This window comes from Mangrovivirga cuniculi, from assembly GCF_005166025.1.
GTDB lineage: Bacteria > Bacteroidota > Bacteroidia > Cytophagales > Cyclobacteriaceae > Mangrovivirga > Mangrovivirga cuniculi.
This window is the reverse complement of record NZ_CP028923.1, coordinates 346,810-363,603: the sequence shown is the minus strand read 5'-3', so window position 1 is coordinate 363,603 and position 16,794 is coordinate 346,810. Positions and strand designations below refer to the sequence as shown.

Sequence of the window (16,794 nt, the reverse complement as noted above, 5' to 3'; positions counted from 1 at the left end):
TATTAACAAAAAAAAAGGCAAATGGTTTTATACAGTGTTACAGTTAATGTAGATAAAGATATAGAAGAGGAATGGTTGGATTGGATGAAAACCAGTCATATTCCAAAAGTCTTGAATACAGGAATGTTTAAAGAGTATAAAATGTTCAGACTTTTAAATGAAGAAAGTGGCGTTGAAGGCACAACTTTTTCTATTCAATATTTTGCTGAGGATATAAATAAAATCAACGAATACCTCGAAAACCATGCTCCGGACCTTATTAATGAGCATTATGAAAAATATAAAGATCGACATGTATCCTTCAGAACTCTGTTAGAGCAAATTGTTTAATCATGTTTTTTCAGGGAGACATATTGGTAGACCCTTCGAAAGAAACAGTTATAGAAAGTGTAAAGCCCGATTCTTCGGTAAAAAAGCTATTTCATTATATAACTGCCGGGGTTTTTTCAGAAAAAGTAGAAAAGGAATCGTTCGAAGCAATACAGTTACTTCATAAGCTGTACACAGTTCTTCAATCTGTAGAAATAGATAATATTGTCAGGCTTCAAGTAGACGGGGAGGACGCATATTTTGATAGCGAGGGATTGCAAAATGATCTAAGTACGGCTATTAATAAATTTAAAAATATCAGAGACTCTAATTCGGGAGATTTTGATGACCTGAAAATGATTCTCGAACACGCCGATAATTTTTTTAACTATTTTATTACTATTGATTATTCCTCAATCCATGAACCGGGTAAGTTCCCGATTCGTGTGAGAGTTTTTGGATTATTTAAGGAGTTTGAAGCAACCAAAACTGAAAATGCCGAACGGTTAAAATTACGTTTATCCCATATTTTTAAAAGTCAGGAATCGCATCAAATTTACTTAAATGGTAAAAGGAATCGGTTTGACGCGTTTATGAAATCTCTCAGGCTTAATCTTAAGCGCAATATTGATTCGGATGATATCAAAAGTCTTGAAACAGAATTGATGATTATTGGGTCTGGTTCGGTAAATAAAGCCGGAGATATTCCAATGACCCCATCAACTCCACTTCCGATATTTCATGGATATCACAATCTTGATAAGAAAGTTTTTTATTCTTATCAATGGACTGATCTCATTGTTGAAAAAGAATTTTGGGTTAAAGACATAATAATAATTTCCGATGACGGAAAAGAACTAGCCAGAATTGAAGAAACTCCTTTCTTTCCATCTAAGAGTATTTTGTTTGCAAATAACAACAGTTAGTCAAAATATAGTTTTACCTGATGAAAATTTTATAATATTTCATTAGGCTTTTTATCCTCTCTAAAAAATCTATACTCCCTCAGATTAATAAATTCTTAAAAAATTAGAGAAAAATTGAAAATCGTCTGTTAATATGATCAAATTATGATCTTGTAATTATCTGTTTTGTAAAATTTAAATTATTTTGTTGCGGTATTTGCATAATTATTTACAATTAATGATATTTGTAATAACCAAACGAGGTAAATATTTAAAATTTCGTTTTTACACTGTAGGGTGATGAAACTGGCAGACATACCCTCCTGTCTCGGGGGTGAAGGCTTAGGATAAATCTCGCAAGAGGCTAACCACTTCGTGGAGGTTCGACTCCTCCCTCTACAGCAACAAAGTGAAGGAAACACTTTAAAAAACCAAAGGAAGAAATGCTTCCGGATATTAAGCTACACTGTAGGGTGATGAAACAGGCAGACATGCCCTCCTGTCTCGGGGGTGAAGGCTTGGGACAAATCTCGTAAGAGACTAACCACTTCGTGGAGGTTCGACTCCTCCCTCTACAGCAATAAAGTGAAAACAACACTTTTAAATAAAACACTTTAAGGAATATTCCTTACTCATACTGTAGGGTGATGAAATTGGCAGACATGCCCTCCTGTCTCGGGGTGAAGGTTTGGGATAAATCTCGCAAGAGGCTAACCACTTCGTGGAGGTTCGACTCCTCCTCCTACAGCCAGCTATTATTAATAAAAAAGGACGCGAGGAGTGTCCACCTTTAACATAGGTCAGCGCCGAGGAGGCGCTTTTTTTATGTCCTTTTCAAAAAACCCGAGAAAAACCTCAATTCTTATTATTACGTCATTAAATTTGCAACTTATTGAAAATTAAAATTATTGCAGTGAAGTACCCTGAGTATAAACAACCTGACTATGCGAAGCTGGCAGATGAGATGCTGGCTTATTGGAAGGAAAATAAAGTGTTTGAGGCATCGGTTGATAACCGTGAAGGTGCTCCTTCATTTACTTTTTACGAAGGACCTCCTTCTGCTAACGGAACTCCCGGTATACACCACGTGATGGCCAGAACAGTAAAAGATTTGTTCTGTCGATTTAAAACGCTTAAAGGAATGCAGGTTAAGCGTAAAGGTGGTTGGGATACCCACGGATTACCTGTTGAGCTTCAGGTTGAAAAAGAATTAGGAATTACGAAAGAAGATATAGGTACGAAAATTACCGTCGAAGAATATAATGCCAGATGCCGCGAAGCGGTAATGAAATTTAAAAGTGAATGGGATGACCTTACCGAAAGGATGGGATATTGGGTTGATCTTGATGATCCGTACATCACTTTTGACCGTAAATACATGGAAACCTTGTGGCATTTGCTCAAGAAGTTTTACGATAAAGGTCTTCTTTATAAAGGATATACGATTCAACCATTTTCTCCAGCAGCAGGTACAGGTCTTAGTTCTCACGAGCTAAACCAGCCAGGCACCTATAAAATGGTGAAGGACACTTCTATTACTGCTCAGTTTAAAGTTGAGAAGAATGAGAAGTCAGAATTTTTATTCGATGGAAATGAAGATGTTTTCTTTTTAGCCTGGACAACAACTCCATGGACTTTACCTGCAAATAACTCTCTGGCTGTAGGAGAAAAAATAAGATACTCAAAAGTTAAAACGTATAACCCATATACCAATCTTCCGGTTTCATTAATCTTAGCTACCGACCGAATTTCTGCCTACTTCAATCCAAAGCATGCAGACCTTAGTCTTAAAGACTTTAAACCTGGAGATAAGAAAATACCTTATGAGGTAACAGATGAATTCACCGGTAAGGAGCTGGTTGGAATTGATTATGAACAGCTACTACCTTATATAAAACTGGAGAAGCCTGCTTTTTCTGTTTTGGAAGCAGACTATGTAACAACAGAAGATGGTACAGGTATTGTTCACCTGGCAAAATCTTTTGGTGCGGATGACTATAGGGTTTCAGTTCAAAATAACGTCGAAGGAATCTTTGTTAAGGATAAAGATGGTAAGGAGCTGCCTATCGTTGATCGCCAGGGCCGCTTTGTTGAGGAAATAACTGATTTTGCCGGAAAATATGTAAAAAATTATACCGGTGAAGATGAGTCTGATCCTGATTATAAATCAACCGACGTTTTAATTGCGATAAAATTAAAAGAAGAGAATAAAGCGTTTAAGGTAGAGAAGTACGAGCACAGTTATCCACATTGCTGGAGAACTGATAAGCCTGTTCTTTATTATCCAATGGATAGCTGGTTTATAAAAACTACTGCCTTAAAAGACAGACTGGTAGAATTAAATAAAACTATTAACTGGAAACCGGCATCAACCGGTGAAGGCAGATTTGGTAACTGGCTTGAAAACCTGGTAGACTGGAACTTGTCCAGATCAAGATACTGGGGAACTCCACTTCCGATCTGGGTTTCAGAAGATAAATCAGAAGAAAAGTGCATCGGATCTATTCAGGAACTTAGAGATGAAGTTCAGAAGTCGATCGATGCTGGCTTTATGTCTGAGCAAATAGCTGAAGATTTTGATCTACACAGACCATATGTTGACGATGTTGTATTAGTCAGTTCTACAGGACAAAAGATGTTCCGTGAGCCTGATCTAATCGACGTTTGGTTTGACAGTGGTGCCATGCCTTATGCTCAATGGCATTATCCATTTGAGAATCATGAGACATTTGATAAGAACTTCCCTGCTGATTTCATTGCAGAGGGTGTTGATCAAACTCGGGGATGGTTTTTTACTCTTCATGCAATAGCGGGATTACTATTTGATTCTGTAGCATATAAAAATGTTATTTCAAATGGTCTTGTCCTGGACAAGAACGGAAATAAGATGTCAAAGAGAGTGGGTAATGTAATCAACCCATTCGAAACACTTTCGCAATATGGTCCGGATGCTACTCGCTGGTATATGATCTCTAATGCGAATCCGTGGGATAACCTGAAATTTAACCTTGAAGGTGTTCAGGAAGTACAAAGAAGGTTCTTTGGCACTCTACATAATACATATTCTTTCTTTGCTCTTTATGCTAACCTTGATAATTACGAGTTTGCTGAAGACAAAGGAGTAATTAATGCATTGACGGAAAGTGATCGTTGGGTAATCAGTAAGTTGAATTCTCTTATCAAAGATGTTGATTCTGCATTTACAGATTATGAACCTACCAGGGCTACCAGATTAATTCAGGATTTTGTTATCGACGACCTGAGTAACTGGTATGTGCGACTTAACAGAAAACGATTCTGGAGAGGCGACCTGAATGAAGATAAAAAAGCAGCATATTATACCTTATATAAATGCTTGTTTACTATCTCAAAACTTGCATCACCTGTAGCACCTTTTTATGCAGATAAGCTTTACAGAGATTTATTAATCGCCAGCAAGGATAATGGAGAGGTAATTAGTGTACATTTAAGTGATTTTCCTGAAATAGATGAAACTCTTGTGGATAAAGAACTCGAAGAAAGAATGTATCTTGCTCAGCATATTTCATCACTTGTTCATTCTATCAGGAAGAAAAATAAGATTAAGGTTCGTCAGCCGTTACAAAAGGTAATGGTGCCGGCTTTAAATGAAAAGACTGCTCAGTACATTGCTGCTGTTGAAGATATAGTTAAGTCTGAGGTAAATGTTAAAGAGGTAGAATTACTTGATGAAGAGTCTGGTGTGATCGTAAAGCGTATCAAACCTAATTTTAGGAAATTAGGTAAAGAATATGGTCCGCTAATGAAAGATATCACCAAGGAAATTTCAAAGTTTGACCAGGATGATATTAAAACTCTGGAGCAGCAAAATGAATACCAAATCACTGTTGGAGGAGAAGAGATTAAGTTAACATTGGAAGATGTTGAAATCACTTCAGATGATATTCCAGGTTGGGCGGTAGCAAGTGAAAAAGGAGTTACAGTTGCTCTTGATATCACAATAACTGACGAATTAAGAAAAGAAGGTTTTGCCAGAGACCTGGTTAACAGGATCCAGAATCTTCGAAAAGATAAAGGCCTGGAAGTTCAGGATAAGATTAATATAATTTTTGAATCATCAGATAGCGTAGTTAAAGAAGCCGTATCTGCACATAAAGAATACATATGTTCTGAAACACAGGCGTTATCACTTGTTGAATCCGGAGTTAATGGAAACGGCGAAGAACTCCAGATTGATGATTATACTATTAAAATAAACATTGAAGTAGAAAAGTGAAATTAACAAAGTTTTACCTTCTCACGCTATTGGTCATTATTGTCGATCAGGCCAGTAAAATGTGGGTTTATCATAATATGTATCAGGGTGAAGATATCAACGTTATAGGCGATTGGTTTAAGCTACACTATACATTAAATCCGGGAATGGCTTTTGGCTGGAAAATGGATTTTGAATACGGAAAGTTAATTCTTACCACTTTCAGAATTATTGCTGTCGGAGCGATTGGGTACTACATTTACTATCTATATAAAAAGGGTGTTCACGATGGACTGTTATATGCAATCGCATTAATACTTGGAGGTGCACTGGGCAATGTGATCGATAGTACGTTCTATGGTGTTTTTTTAGAAGGAAATGTAATGTATGGAGCCCTGTTTCCATTATTTCACGGACAGGTTATTGATATGCTTTACTTTCCTATGATAAATACCACCTTTCCAGAATGGGTTCCTTATTGGGGAGGAGATAGTTTTCAGTTTTTCAGGCCTGTATTTAATATTGCCGACTCTTGTATTTTCGTCGGGGTAGTGCTAATATTTATTAATAAGAAAAGGTTCTTTAACGACTAAGGATATAAAAAAGGCTAGTTTAAATTTCAACTAGCCTTTTTAATTGTACCTGTATAGGTTTAGAAAGTAAATCGCAGATTAAATGACAGGCTTTTCAGAAGGATATTACTGTCATATGAACTTAAGTTATTATTGCTTTCATCATAAATCTCAATATTAGCATTTCTGATCTGCTGAATATTATAACCCAAGGATGGTCTTATCTTTATTTTATTCCATTTGATTGAATAACCCACATCGAAAGAGAAGTGGAGGCCTGATTCAAAGCTTTCACTAAATTTAATGGAATTTCCAAATTTAATAGATGCATCAGGAGTATTGCCTGATTTTCTCAGCTTCCCATTAAATTCGATAAAAAGAGGAGCTGTATTGTAATAGGGCTCACTAAAAGAGTAATTGCTTTTATAGCCGTCTAGCCCAAAACCAAGTCCTGTTGAGAAATAATCATTTAGTTCATATCCCAGAACAAACCTTAGTCTGGAGCCTTTCATGAAATTCTCGTGGTAGATGTCTTCTGTGTGTCGAACGTTTCCTATTCCTGATAGGTGACCTGCCTCAACAGAAAAGTTTAATTTTTTGTCATTTTCCTGTCCGAGTATATTAATTGCAGACAATAATGACATTAAAAGAAGTAATAAGGAAAATCTCATTGTATTAGTTTTGTTGATTGATTATGCAACAAATATATTTCTGAGATCTTCCTTTAAAGATAGATTACATTTAAAAACTGTTAAGGCAAATGCCAATTTTTGCTAAATAAAATGAGGGTTAGATTCAACTGCACGAACAGGATCGACTAAGGGCTTATTTGTAAAACGCGCTGTTTTTATCGCATCCACATACATTTCTTCTTTACCTGTATGATTAAATAATGCTTTAACAGAACCATCAGTGAAATTTAATTGCAATTCATATTGTTGATGCGTATGTCCTTTATTTGATGATAAGGCGAATGAATTTATTTGGACAGATTCCAATTCAGAAATATTTCTTGTAACCATTTCTGTACCTGATCTATATTTAATGAGACCAGTGGATTTGTTAATTGAAAATTTCGCTTTTGGACCAAAACTTATAAAAAGATAAATACCAACGATTAGGAATATAACCGGAGTGATTAAAACTCTCCAATTATCTAATAAATCTATAAAAGACCCACCATCACTTGAGGGTGAAAAATAATGATATAAATGAGGAACAAAATAAAATACTGGTAGACACAGAAATGCCATAATCATAGCTGTGGATTGTGTAGAGCCCTTTGTGCTTAATGTATTATTTTCAATTTGGATTCTTTTGCTTACGAAATTTATATTACTGGCATCCTGATTTCCATCCCTCTTTTTCTTATCAAACGAAAGGTCAAGGCTTTTAATGTTTTCTAAAGGTATCGTCAACCATGTTTTTTCCTCATTGTTAAGGTTTTTTGTAGAGGATCCACCAAAAATTAAAAAAGGTAATAAAACAAAAAGTGCCAATGTACCGATAATAATGCCGTAAGCTTTGCGCAATTCTTTTTCTTGCACGTTTTTAACGCCTACAAAAGTATTTCTAAAAGTTTCATTTGACTCAATCACTGTTTGGTCAATTTCACTAAGGTTCTCTTTTTCTTTTAGCTCTTTTATTTTTTTATCGTACTCTGCAATCTTTTCATCATATCCTTGGATGGATTCTTTGATAGTATCAATTCCAAAAATAGATATGTTAGTTTTTTGTAAAAGAGGGTAAATAGAAAATGCTATGCTGATAAAAACTGCAACAATTAAAAAATTCTTCATTTTTAAGGATTGTGTAAAAAATTATTGGTTTACTTTTTTAGAGATTTCTTTTATTCCATCGGTAAATGACTGCATAATTACAGTGTATTCAGACGGTGACAAATTTAGATAATTTTTATCACCATCTTCTTCTTCTTTATAATAAAATCCACTAATATTTGTAGTAACTGAAAATTTATAATCTAAAGCAGAGTTATCAAGGTTAGATATTAAAAACATCAATTCTGCTTTAGAAGAGGTCGGGTCCTTCGGGTTTAGCGATGAACTTCCTTGTGAAACACCATATATTGAACCTCGTTGTGCACTTGTTAACTTTGCCTCAATAATGTAGTCAACACCTAAAGTTTCAGAAATTCTGATTCTTGTAGACTCTTTCAGTGGAGATCGTTTTAAATCATCGTATTTTATTCCTGAAGCTAATAGTTGAAATTCTACTTCTGGAAGGTAAATCACTTCTTTTACACCCGCTTTTATAAGCTTTTCTCTAGCTGATTCATAGAAAGAAATTGCTTTGTGACCATTAACAGGAAGAGTGTTTATCAATATAATGTCAGAGCTTGTTAGGCTAAGAATTCCACTTTCCTTATTGATTTTAGTGGTTTTACAACTAGAAAAGATAATTAATAAAAATGCTGATAAGGTCAGCAATCGATTAAACCGATACATCACATTTTTTGGTTGATAGATCTGCAATTATACTATTTTGATAAAAATTATAAAAATTATACAGGGAAGAAATAAAAAACTAAATGATGGATAATTATTAAAAGGATGAGTTTGCTTGAGTTTAAATTTCTACTGATTATTTGTTATATTAGTCATCGCCAAAAATCGAAATTTTTTAAATAATAATGCAAGAGTTTCTTTCTGCTTACAGATATATTAATTGTGATCATCCTAAAGTAAAAAGTTATGCGAAAAAGATCTGTTCTGGTCTGGATTCTCCAGTAGAAAAAGCTATCGCACTTTACAATCGTATCAGAGATGATTTCCGTTATAATCCATACAAATTAAACTTTACTGAAGAGGGAATTCAATCGAGTAATTTACTCGAAAGAAATTATGGCTATTGTGTAGAAAAAGCTTCTTTATTAGTTGCAACGGCAAGAGCTGAAGGAATTCCTGCCAGAATGGGGTTTGCTAATGTTAAAAATCATATAGGCACGAGCAATCTGGAAGAAATCCTTGAAACAGATGTTTTTGTGTTTCATGGATATGCTGAGCTTTATCTCAATGAAAGATGGGTTAAGCTTACCCCGGCATTTAATAAATCATTGTGTGATTATCTTGGTGTTCCTGTACTTGAGTTTGATGGTGAAAATGATGCGTTTTTTCAACAATATGACCAGACGGGGAAGCAACTTGAGTTTTTGCATTTTTACGGGACATTTGAAGACATACCATTTAATTTAATGTTAACAGAACTCCGGTCTGCATATCCTCACCTTTCTAAATATTTTACTCAGGGAGTGGTCGATTTTCAGGAAATTCGTACTGAATTAGGTATTGCCAGTTAAAAATTTTTTTACCTCTGGATAAGTAATTTCCTAGTTTAAATGCAATAGGCCTAGTTTGCCTCAGATGTACATTTTAGTCTATTTAACTTCTTTCAATTTTACTTTTTTCTAACCGATGCTTATTGTTAATTTGGCAATCTAAAAAAATTAAAGATCTTAAATTCTTATTGTAATGGTGGACAGCATTAAATCGAGCAAAGAAGCTATCGAGCTGGAAGATAAGCATGGGGCGTATAATTATCATCCTCTTCCAGTTGTACTTTCCAAAGGTGAGGGGGTACACGTGTGGGATGTTGAAGGTAAAAAGTACTATGATTTTTTATCATCCTATAGTGCCGTAAATCAAGGTCATTGTCATCCGAAAATCGTTGGAGCTCTATCAGAGCAGGCTCAGACTATGACTCTTACTTCCCGCGCTTTTTATAATGACGTATTAGGCGTTTATGAAAAGTACATCACAGAATATTTCGGTTTTGACAAAGTATTACCGATGAATACTGGTGCTGAAGCTGTCGAAACTGCTATCAAAATTTGCAGGAAATATGCTTATGAAAGAAAAGGTATTCCGGAAAATGAGGCTAAAATAGTTATCTGTGAAAATAACTTTCATGGTCGAACTACTACCATTATTTCATTTTCAAATGATGAGGGAGCGAGAAAAAATTTCGGACCTTACACACCAGGGTTTATAAAAATTCCATTTAATGACCTGGAAGCTCTTGAAAACGTTCTTAAGAGCGATAAAAATATTTCCGGATTTTTAGTGGAACCTATTCAGGGGGAGGCAGGCGTTGTTACTCCTGATGATAACTTTATAGCTAAAGCCAAAGAAATTTGTTCTCAGAATGATGTTTTAATGATCGCTGATGAGATTCAAACAGGAATTGCGAGAACCGGTAGCCTTTTGGCTGTATGCGGAAATTGTTCTTGTGAAGGTAAATGTGAAAGACAAGAAGACACATATACTAAGCCAGACATGCTCGTTTTAGGGAAGGCAATCTCAGGTGGTGTTTATCCGGTATCTGCAGTTCTAGCTGATAACCACATTATGGAAGTGATTCAGCCAGGACAGCACGGAAGTACTTTCGGAGGTAATCCTTTAGGTTCTAAAGTGGCTATGGCTGCACTTGAAGTTGTGGTAGATGAAAACCTTTCTCAGAATGCTCGTAAGCTTGGTGAGTTGTTTAGAGAACGAATGGAAAAATTCATCGAAAAATCAGAATCAGTTAAATTAGTACGAGGAAGAGGATTATTAAATGCTATTGTAATTGATGATACACAGGAAAGTTCTACTGCCTGGGATATTTGCATGGCATTAAAAGAAAATGGCTTGTTGGCTAAACCTACTCACGGCAACATTATCAGGTTTGCTCCTCCGCTCGTGATGACAGAAGAAGAACTTCACGAATGTTGCGATATAATTGAGAAAACGATCACAGAGTTTGAAAAAACCTGGGAAAAATAAATTTTGAAACCCCGGCTTACAGGTCGGGGTTTTTTATTTTAACTTTTTTGATATTAATATCTTAATTTTGCCCAAATTAAAATTATAAGCATGTTACAGAGGCCAAGAAGAAACCGTAAGTCTGGAGCGATAAGAGAAATGGTTGAGGAGACAACCCTAACAACCAAGGACTTTATTTTCCCATTATTTTTGCTCGAAGGTTCAAATAAATCTGTTCCGGTGGAAAGTATGCCTGGGATCAATCGGTTATCTCTCGATAATATGCTTAAGGAGATTGAGACCTGCCTCGATCTTGGAGTCAAAGTATTTGATATTTTTCCGGTCGTCGATGAAAAGTATAAGGATAAAACTGGTACAGCTAGTTATGATGAGAATTTTTTCTATTTAAAAGCGCTGACTGAGATCAAAAAGAAATTTCCTGAGGCCTGTATTATGACAGATGTTGCTCTGGATCCTTACAACGTCGATGGCCATGATGGAATTGTGGATGATAACGGTGTGATTCTGAATGATGAGACGCTCGATGTCCTGGCTCAAATGGCAGTGGCCCAGGCTGAAACCGGTATAGATATTATCGGGCCATCTGACATGATGGACGGAAGAGTTGGAGAGATCAGGGAAGCATTAGATGAATCAGGGTTCACTAACACTTCTATAATGAGCTATACAGCCAAATATGCCAGTGCTTTTTATGGCCCATTCAGGGATGCTCTTGATTCAGCTCCTAAGTCTGGAGACAAGAAAACTTATCAGATGAATCCTGCAAATAAAAGAGAAGCCTTAATTGAGGCAGAGCAGGATGAACTGGAAGGAGCTGATATGCTTATGGTCAAGCCGGCGATGACTTACCTCGATGTAATACATTTAATAAGAGAGAAAACAGAGCTTCCCGTTACAGCTTACAATGTTTCTGGTGAATATGCTATGATCAAAGCTGCAGCACAAAAAGGATGGCTGGATAACGACAGAGTAATTCTTGAGACATTATTAAGCATAAAAAGGGCAGGTGCAGATGCAATATTGACCTACTTTGCCAAAGAGGCAGCGCAGTTATTGAAAAAATAACCGATTAGTCAAAATGGTAAACCCGATATGGTGTAATTAACATATCCAGGCAGATATCAAAAGAATTAAAGTATTTTAAAGGATCTAAAGGCAGGCTAAGTGAAAGGCCTACTTTTTTTGTTTGGGGTTCTAATTTCTTAAAAAAGATATCATAAAAACCTCTTCCATATCCAATCCGATGGCCCTTTTTATCAGCTATTATTAATGGTGTAAGAACCATGTCTATTTCAGAATCTTCAACCTTAACGGAATCAACAGGTTCTGGGATTCCCCAGTGATTTTCTTTCAACACTGTAGACTTATCAAGTAGATAGGTTTTCATTGAATTGTACTTGAAATCGGATACACCAGTGGCGATTTTGCCTTCCCAGTCTCTTTTTCTAAGACCGTTTATTATTTGGTAAGTATCTATTTCCCGGTTTTTAATAATCGGCAAAAATGTATGGATGCAAGTCAAATCTGACCAGCCGGAATATTCAAAAAAGTTTTGGGCTATCGCTTCACATCTCCATTCGTATTCTGACTCTTTTAATCCCTTTCTTTTCTCTAAAAATGTACGTCTCAGAGTTTGTTTATTCATCTTCAAATAAGATGTTAAAAGTAAAGTCAAACGGGTCAAACGCCGACTTTAAATGATCAATGAATTTAGGATGATTTAAGTAGAAATTTAAGAAATTGTCATGACGTTCTTGCAATGAACCGTTAGGAAATAATTTATTCAAGAGTGATTCAAGTTGATTGAGCGTAATCTCATGTCTTTTTTCTTCGGCTTTTGAAGTCTTTTTTCAATGTTATCAATGCTTTTCATTGATTTGGCCATTTCTGACCCGACGAAGCCTTGTAAACTTTTATCTATTTCGGCTGCTTTGTCTTTTATACGGTTGAATACTTGAGCCAGATCTTTTTTCTCCTCACTAAGCTTAATTTCGTTTTCGGTAAGCTTTTCTATAAAATCCTTTTTTTGCTCTTCAAATGGAATAAATAGTTGTTTAACCCCTATTTCAAGTTTCTCGTATTTTTTAACGTTTGCTTTGTTAAGAGTCAGAGCAAAGTTTCTAGGCATCAAAACAGGAAAAAAGATGTCGTAATGATCAAAAACTAACTTTAATTGCAACCAGTAAGCAACTTCTGCCGGACCTCCAATATAAGCAAGGTTGGGTAAGATAGTTTCCTGGTATACCGGACGCATAATAACATTTGGACTAAACCTTTCCGGATGTTGTTCGATCTCTGTACTCAATTCTTCTTCTGTCCATTGAGCTTCACCGTTAACAGTTTCAAAATTGCCACTCTCGGTTTTAACTATCCTTTCCCTCAGATCATCTTTAAGGTAAAAGAAGTTAATATCCCGACTATAAACCTGTGACTTATAACCAAGGTCTGTTAGCGATGATGTTTGTTTTTCTGTAAGTTCATTACTCTTCTCCGAAAAGATATCCTCTTTTATGATAGGATTGAAAATCTTTTTTAGCTCAGGATGATCTGCGTCTATAGTAATCACTCCGTCTTTTCCAAAAAGATGATTAACAAACGAAAGGTGAGCTTTTGCGAGAGTGTCTTCTTTTTATAGAATTCAAGAAATGCTTCAATCTCATCGCCCATCCCGTTAAGATTAAGGTTATTAACCATTCCTTGAGTGGAAAATCGGCCTACTGGTCCCGTTTGGTCAGAATCCCATTTAATCTGCTTACCAAAAAGGTTAAAATGATTGATCTCTGCAAAATCATGATCTTCAGAGGCCATCCAGTAAACCGGAACGAAGTTATAGTCCGGATATGACTCTTTAAGTTTTTGCGCTAATTTATAGGTAGTGACTATTTTATAAATGAAATATAAAGGCCCGGTAAAGATATTTAGCTGATGGCCTGTAACAACTGTGAAAGTATTTTTATCGGCTAAAGAGTTGATATTATCGGTAACAGCCTGGGGAGTGTCAATAGAAGAATACTGTTCATTTAATACTTTAACCAGAGTTTGTCGATGATTATCTGAAAAAGAGCTCCTTTCATTGATCGCTTCTTTAAAACTGTCGATTTGAATGGAATAGTTGTAAAAATCTTTTAAAGCATCCTTTTCAGCTAAATAATCCAAAAAAATTGGAGAGAACGTATCGATCTCTCCAAATCCAATTTTTTCTACTTTCATCTGTATATTTCGTTACAGCAAGGAACCATACAAGTCGAATTCTGTGGCATCGTCAATAATGACATTAGCAAAATCTCCGACTCTGACATATTGATCTTTGGCATCAACAAGCACTTCATTATCGACTTCAGGTGAGTCAAACTCAGTCCTTCCGATAAAATATCCACCCTCTTTGCGATCAAATAATACTTTAAATTTCTTGCCAATTTTTTGTTCGTTGATTTCTCTGGAAATTCCTTCCTGTAAATCCATAACGATATTTGCCCTTTCTTGTTTCAATTCATCCGGGACATTGTCTTCCATTGAAAAGGCATGTGTGTTTTCTTCGTGAGAGTATGTAAATATTCCCAGCCTTTCAAAGCGCATTCTTTCCACGAAGCTGACCATTTCATTAAAATCGGCTTCAGTTTCTCCGGGGTGACCCGCAATAAGTGTAGTACGAATTGCTATACCGGGTACTTTTTCTCTAATATCGTGGATGAGTTGTTCTGTTTTTTCCCTTGTTGTTCCTCTTCGCATCAACTTAAGCATATTAGTGGACCCATGTTGTAGCGGAATATCTAAATAATTGCAGATGTTATCTCTTTCTGCCATAACATCCAGTACATCTTTAGGAAATCCTGTCGGGAAGGCATAATGAAGTCGTATCCATTCGATACCATCAACATCAGAGAGTGCTTTCATCAAGTCAGCCAATCGACGCTTTCCGTAAATATCCAGGCCATAATATGTGCTGTCCTGGGCGATCAGCAATAGCTCTTTTGTTCCCTTGGCTGCCAGGCCTTCAGCTTCTTTTACAAGTTCTTCGATCGGTTTGGAAACGTGTTTGCCCCTCATTAACGGAATTGCACAGAAAGAACAAGGCCTGTCACAGCCTTCTGCTATTTTCATATAAGCATAATGTCCTGAATGGCTCAAAATTCTTTCACCAACTAACTCATGCTTATAATCAGCCTTAAACTTTTTTAATAACAATGGAAGATCGCGGGTTCCAAAGAATGCATCTACCTGGGGAATCTCTCTTTCCAGATCATCCTTATATCGCTGGGATAAGCATCCGGTTACATAAACTTTTTCAACTAATCCCTGATCTTTAGCATCAGCATACCGCAATATTGTATCGATAGACTCCTGCTTGGCATTATCGATAAACCCGCAGGTATTGATAATCACCACACCAGAATCATCTTTTTTGTCTTCGTGAACAGCGTCAATATCATTACCTCTTAATTGAGTGAGCATAACTTCACTATCAACCAGGTTTTTTGAACAGCCCAGTGTTACAATATTTACTTTATGCTTTTTTATTCCCTTCGTTTTCAATGCTTTCTCCGTTTAAATTATCTGCAAAAGTACTAAAATACTATCTCCTTTTACACAAGAAATTCCGATCCTTTCGTTGGAGGATTGAATAAAACTGTATCTTTACGCTTTAAATTCAAATTATGAGTAAAAAATACTTTTTTGTATTTGCGGCTTTTTTATTGATTGCTACTAGCGGTTGCGATCCCCAGGTTAACTGTTATAGTGAGTACAGGGATTTTGCTGTGGCCTCTTTTAATATCAATAATAGCGATAGTAGTAGCTTGGGTTTACGGAGAGTATACGTGGAAGGTTATCAGGATTCTATCATTGTTTCCGATGATACTGTATCAAAAGTCATTCTTCCATTAAATCCAACAGTTAATATCACCAGATATGTATTTGAGACTACTGATAATAATATTTACACTCTTGAAATGGAATATAAAACGACGAGCAGATTAATTTCTCCGGAGTGTGGACCCGAGGTACTTTTCAGAGAATTAACAGCAACGGATTACACTTATGATACTGTTGCGGTTTTTAACAGAACAACATTAAGAAGAACAACAAATGATATTTCTACGGCACCAGCTGACATCCGTCTTTTTGTTTCTAGTAATTAATTGTCTTTTTCAGGTTGAATCATTTGGTCAGGAAGTAGACACATTAAAAAACTTAAGCGCAACGAAGGTTGATACTTTGAAAGCAGATAAAAAGTCTGCATGGAAACCCGTACTATATGGATTGAGAGTTGGGGTAGATCTGGTATACCCGGTAAGAAGATTGATAAATAATGACCTGGAACAATATGAGATTACTGCAGATTTAGATTTGGGAAGATTTATGGTTGTTGCGGATTATGGCATTGCAGATTATAATCTGGATCATTTATCTGGTTCTTTAATGAATATTTCGGGTAGTTACTTCAGGGTTGGTGGAGATGTTAATTTTAATATCAAAGATCCAAGAAATTTTGTGATGTTTGTTGGGCTTCGATACGCCAGGGCTTATTACGACTCAAAATTTTCTTATAATTATGAAGATGAATTTTTTGGATCGGTGGATCAGACCGATGTTGATGAAGGTGTTAATAGTCGTTGGTTCGAGCTAAATGCGGGGATTAAAGTTGGTGTCCTGAAAAATGTTTTTCTTGGGTTTACCGGAAGGTTAGCATTTTTGAATCGAGTTAACAATGCTTCAACCAACGATGCTTATCGTGTGCCGGGATATGGCATAAATGATGGTGCGAGCTGGGGATTTAATTACTATGTCTTTTATAGAATTCCTTTTAAGCAGCTACAATCGAATAATTAATCAACTTTATCGATATTAAGATATCGTTTATCTATTTAAATAAAATCTTCTGAAAGGAAATAATATATTTAATATAAGTTAATTATCTTTCTTTCCATAAGCTCAACACCCGATTATCCTTCGGGTGTTATTTTTTTGCATAAAAAAAACCTGACAGAATTACT

Annotated in this window: 15 protein-coding genes, 1 tRNA gene and 1 pseudogene; 10 read left to right on the top strand and 7 right to left on the bottom strand. The window is 35.9% G+C overall.

Annotated features, from left to right (window positions below):
* Nucleotides 1–21: 21 nt before the first annotated feature.
* The 5 genes from DCC35_RS01705 (at nt 22) to DCC35_RS01690 (ending at nt 6,041) form a co-directional block, all read left to right on the top strand.
* Entirely contained in the window at nt 22–330 is a 309-nt protein-coding gene (locus DCC35_RS01705) for a DUF4286 family protein (protein ID WP_137089158.1), read from the top strand.
* Nucleotides 331–332: 2 nt separating this feature from the next.
* Nucleotides 333–1,235, top strand: a complete 903-nt coding sequence (locus tag DCC35_RS01700; RefSeq protein WP_137089157.1) for a hypothetical protein — start codon at nt 333–335, stop codon at nt 1,233–1,235.
* Nucleotides 1,236–1,852: 617 nt separating this feature from the next.
* Nucleotides 1,853–1,965, top strand: a tRNA-Asp gene (locus tag DCC35_RS20530).
* 141 nt (nt 1,966–2,106) lie between these two features.
* Nucleotides 2,107–5,469: an isoleucine--tRNA ligase gene (gene ileS, locus DCC35_RS01695; protein ID WP_394347717.1), complete on the top strand. Its 3,363-nt coding sequence runs from the start codon at nt 2,107–2,109 to the stop codon at nt 5,467–5,469.
* A complete protein-coding gene (locus DCC35_RS01690; RefSeq protein WP_137089156.1) occupies nt 5,466–6,041 on the top strand; it encodes a lipoprotein signal peptidase in 576 nt (191 codons plus the stop codon). Before ileS ends, DCC35_RS01690 begins: the two co-directional genes overlap by 4 nt.
* A 59-nt stretch (nt 6,042–6,100) precedes the next feature.
* Here DCC35_RS01690 and DCC35_RS01685 read toward each other — a convergent pair whose 3' ends face one another.
* The 3 genes from DCC35_RS01685 to DCC35_RS01675 all read right to left on the bottom strand — a co-directional run bounded on the left by DCC35_RS01685 (nt 6,101) and on the right by DCC35_RS01675 (nt 8,485).
* The gene (locus DCC35_RS01685) at nt 6,101–6,691 is read right to left on the bottom strand and encodes a hypothetical protein (RefSeq protein WP_137089155.1); all 591 of its coding nucleotides are present in this window, start codon (nt 6,689–6,691) and stop codon (nt 6,101–6,103) included.
* Between the two features lie 102 nt (nt 6,692–6,793).
* Entirely contained in the window at nt 6,794–7,819 is a 1,026-nt protein-coding gene (locus DCC35_RS01680; protein ID WP_137089154.1) for a hypothetical protein, read from the bottom strand.
* 21 nt (nt 7,820–7,840) lie between these two features.
* Nucleotides 7,841–8,485, bottom strand: a complete 645-nt coding sequence (locus tag DCC35_RS01675; RefSeq protein ID WP_137089153.1) for a hypothetical protein — start codon at nt 8,483–8,485, stop codon at nt 7,841–7,843.
* Between the two features lie 185 nt (nt 8,486–8,670).
* Between DCC35_RS01675 and DCC35_RS01670 the strand changes: the two genes are divergently transcribed.
* From DCC35_RS01670 to hemB, 3 genes are all read left to right on the top strand, one after another.
* On the top strand, nt 8,671–9,336 hold the full coding sequence (locus DCC35_RS01670; RefSeq protein ID WP_137089152.1) for a transglutaminase-like domain-containing protein: 666 nt from the start codon (nt 8,671–8,673) through the stop codon (nt 9,334–9,336).
* 172 nt (nt 9,337–9,508) lie between these two features.
* Nucleotides 9,509–10,801 carry an ornithine--oxo-acid transaminase gene (rocD, locus tag DCC35_RS01665; protein ID WP_137089151.1) on the top strand — a complete coding sequence of 431 codons (1,293 nt, stop codon included), beginning with the start codon at nt 9,509–9,511 and terminating at the stop codon, nt 10,799–10,801.
* 90 nt (nt 10,802–10,891) lie between these two features.
* Nucleotides 10,892–11,866: a porphobilinogen synthase gene (gene hemB / locus DCC35_RS01660; RefSeq protein WP_137089150.1), complete on the top strand. Its 975-nt coding sequence runs from the start codon at nt 10,892–10,894 to the stop codon at nt 11,864–11,866.
* A gap of 4 nt (nt 11,867–11,870) precedes the next feature.
* On the opposite strand, the gene DCC35_RS01655 is transcribed toward hemB, so the two are convergent.
* From DCC35_RS01655 to rimO, 4 genes and pseudogenes are all read right to left on the bottom strand, one after another.
* Nucleotides 11,871–12,446: a 5-formyltetrahydrofolate cyclo-ligase gene (locus tag DCC35_RS01655; protein ID WP_137089149.1), complete on the bottom strand. Its 576-nt coding sequence runs from the start codon at nt 12,444–12,446 to the stop codon at nt 11,871–11,873.
* Nucleotides 12,439–13,367 (bottom strand): annotated as a pseudogene (bshC, locus tag DCC35_RS21430) (bacillithiol biosynthesis cysteine-adding enzyme BshC). Before bshC ends, DCC35_RS01655 begins: the two are co-directional and overlap by 8 nt.
* On the bottom strand, nt 13,364–14,011 hold the full coding sequence (locus DCC35_RS21425; RefSeq protein WP_262710368.1) for a bacillithiol biosynthesis cysteine-adding enzyme BshC: 648 nt from the start codon (nt 14,009–14,011) through the stop codon (nt 13,364–13,366). The pseudogene bshC and the gene DCC35_RS21425 overlap by 4 nt, the downstream one beginning before the upstream one ends.
* 12 nt (nt 14,012–14,023) lie before the next feature.
* Nucleotides 14,024–15,334 (bottom strand): 30S ribosomal protein S12 methylthiotransferase RimO, encoded by a 1,311-nt coding sequence (rimO, locus tag DCC35_RS01645; protein WP_137089148.1) that lies wholly within the window; start codon nt 15,332–15,334, stop codon nt 14,024–14,026.
* A gap of 122 nt (nt 15,335–15,456) precedes the next feature.
* On the opposite strand from rimO, the gene DCC35_RS01640 reads away from it, so the two are divergent.
* Nucleotides 15,457–15,939: a DUF6452 family protein gene (locus DCC35_RS01640; protein ID WP_137089147.1), complete on the top strand. Its 483-nt coding sequence runs from the start codon at nt 15,457–15,459 to the stop codon at nt 15,937–15,939.
* On the top strand, nt 15,923–16,630 hold the full coding sequence (locus DCC35_RS01635; RefSeq protein WP_137089146.1) for a DUF6048 family protein: 708 nt from the start codon (nt 15,923–15,925) through the stop codon (nt 16,628–16,630). Before DCC35_RS01640 ends, DCC35_RS01635 begins: the two co-directional genes overlap by 17 nt.
* Nucleotides 16,631–16,794 lie beyond the last annotated feature (164 nt).

Excerpts from the sequence above, each read along its gene's own strand:
- hemB (WP_137089150.1), top strand. The coding sequence starts at position 10,892 with ATGTTACAGAGGCCAAGAAGAAACCGTAAGTCTGGAGCGATAAGAGAA.
- DCC35_RS21425 (WP_262710368.1), bottom strand. The coding sequence starts at position 14,011 with ATGAAAGTAGAAAAAATTGGATTTGGAGAGATCGATACGTTCTCTCCA.
- DCC35_RS01675 (WP_137089153.1), bottom strand. The coding sequence starts at position 8,485 with ATGTATCGGTTTAATCGATTGCTGACCTTATCAGCATTTTTATTAATT.
- DCC35_RS01700 (WP_137089157.1), top strand. The coding sequence starts at position 333 with ATGTTTTTTCAGGGAGACATATTGGTAGACCCTTCGAAAGAAACAGTT.
- DCC35_RS01705 (WP_137089158.1), top strand. The coding sequence starts at position 22 with ATGGTTTTATACAGTGTTACAGTTAATGTAGATAAAGATATAGAAGAG.
- DCC35_RS01640 (WP_137089147.1), top strand. The coding sequence starts at position 15,457 with ATGAGTAAAAAATACTTTTTTGTATTTGCGGCTTTTTTATTGATTGCT.
- rocD (WP_137089151.1), top strand. The coding sequence starts at position 9,509 with ATGGTGGACAGCATTAAATCGAGCAAAGAAGCTATCGAGCTGGAAGAT.
- DCC35_RS01655 (WP_137089149.1), bottom strand. The coding sequence starts at position 12,446 with ATGAATAAACAAACTCTGAGACGTACATTTTTAGAGAAAAGAAAGGGA.
- DCC35_RS01670 (WP_137089152.1), top strand. The coding sequence starts at position 8,671 with ATGCAAGAGTTTCTTTCTGCTTACAGATATATTAATTGTGATCATCCT.
- DCC35_RS01685 (WP_137089155.1), bottom strand. The coding sequence starts at position 6,691 with ATGAGATTTTCCTTATTACTTCTTTTAATGTCATTATTGTCTGCAATT.
- DCC35_RS01680 (WP_137089154.1), bottom strand. The coding sequence starts at position 7,819 with ATGAAGAATTTTTTAATTGTTGCAGTTTTTATCAGCATAGCATTTTCT.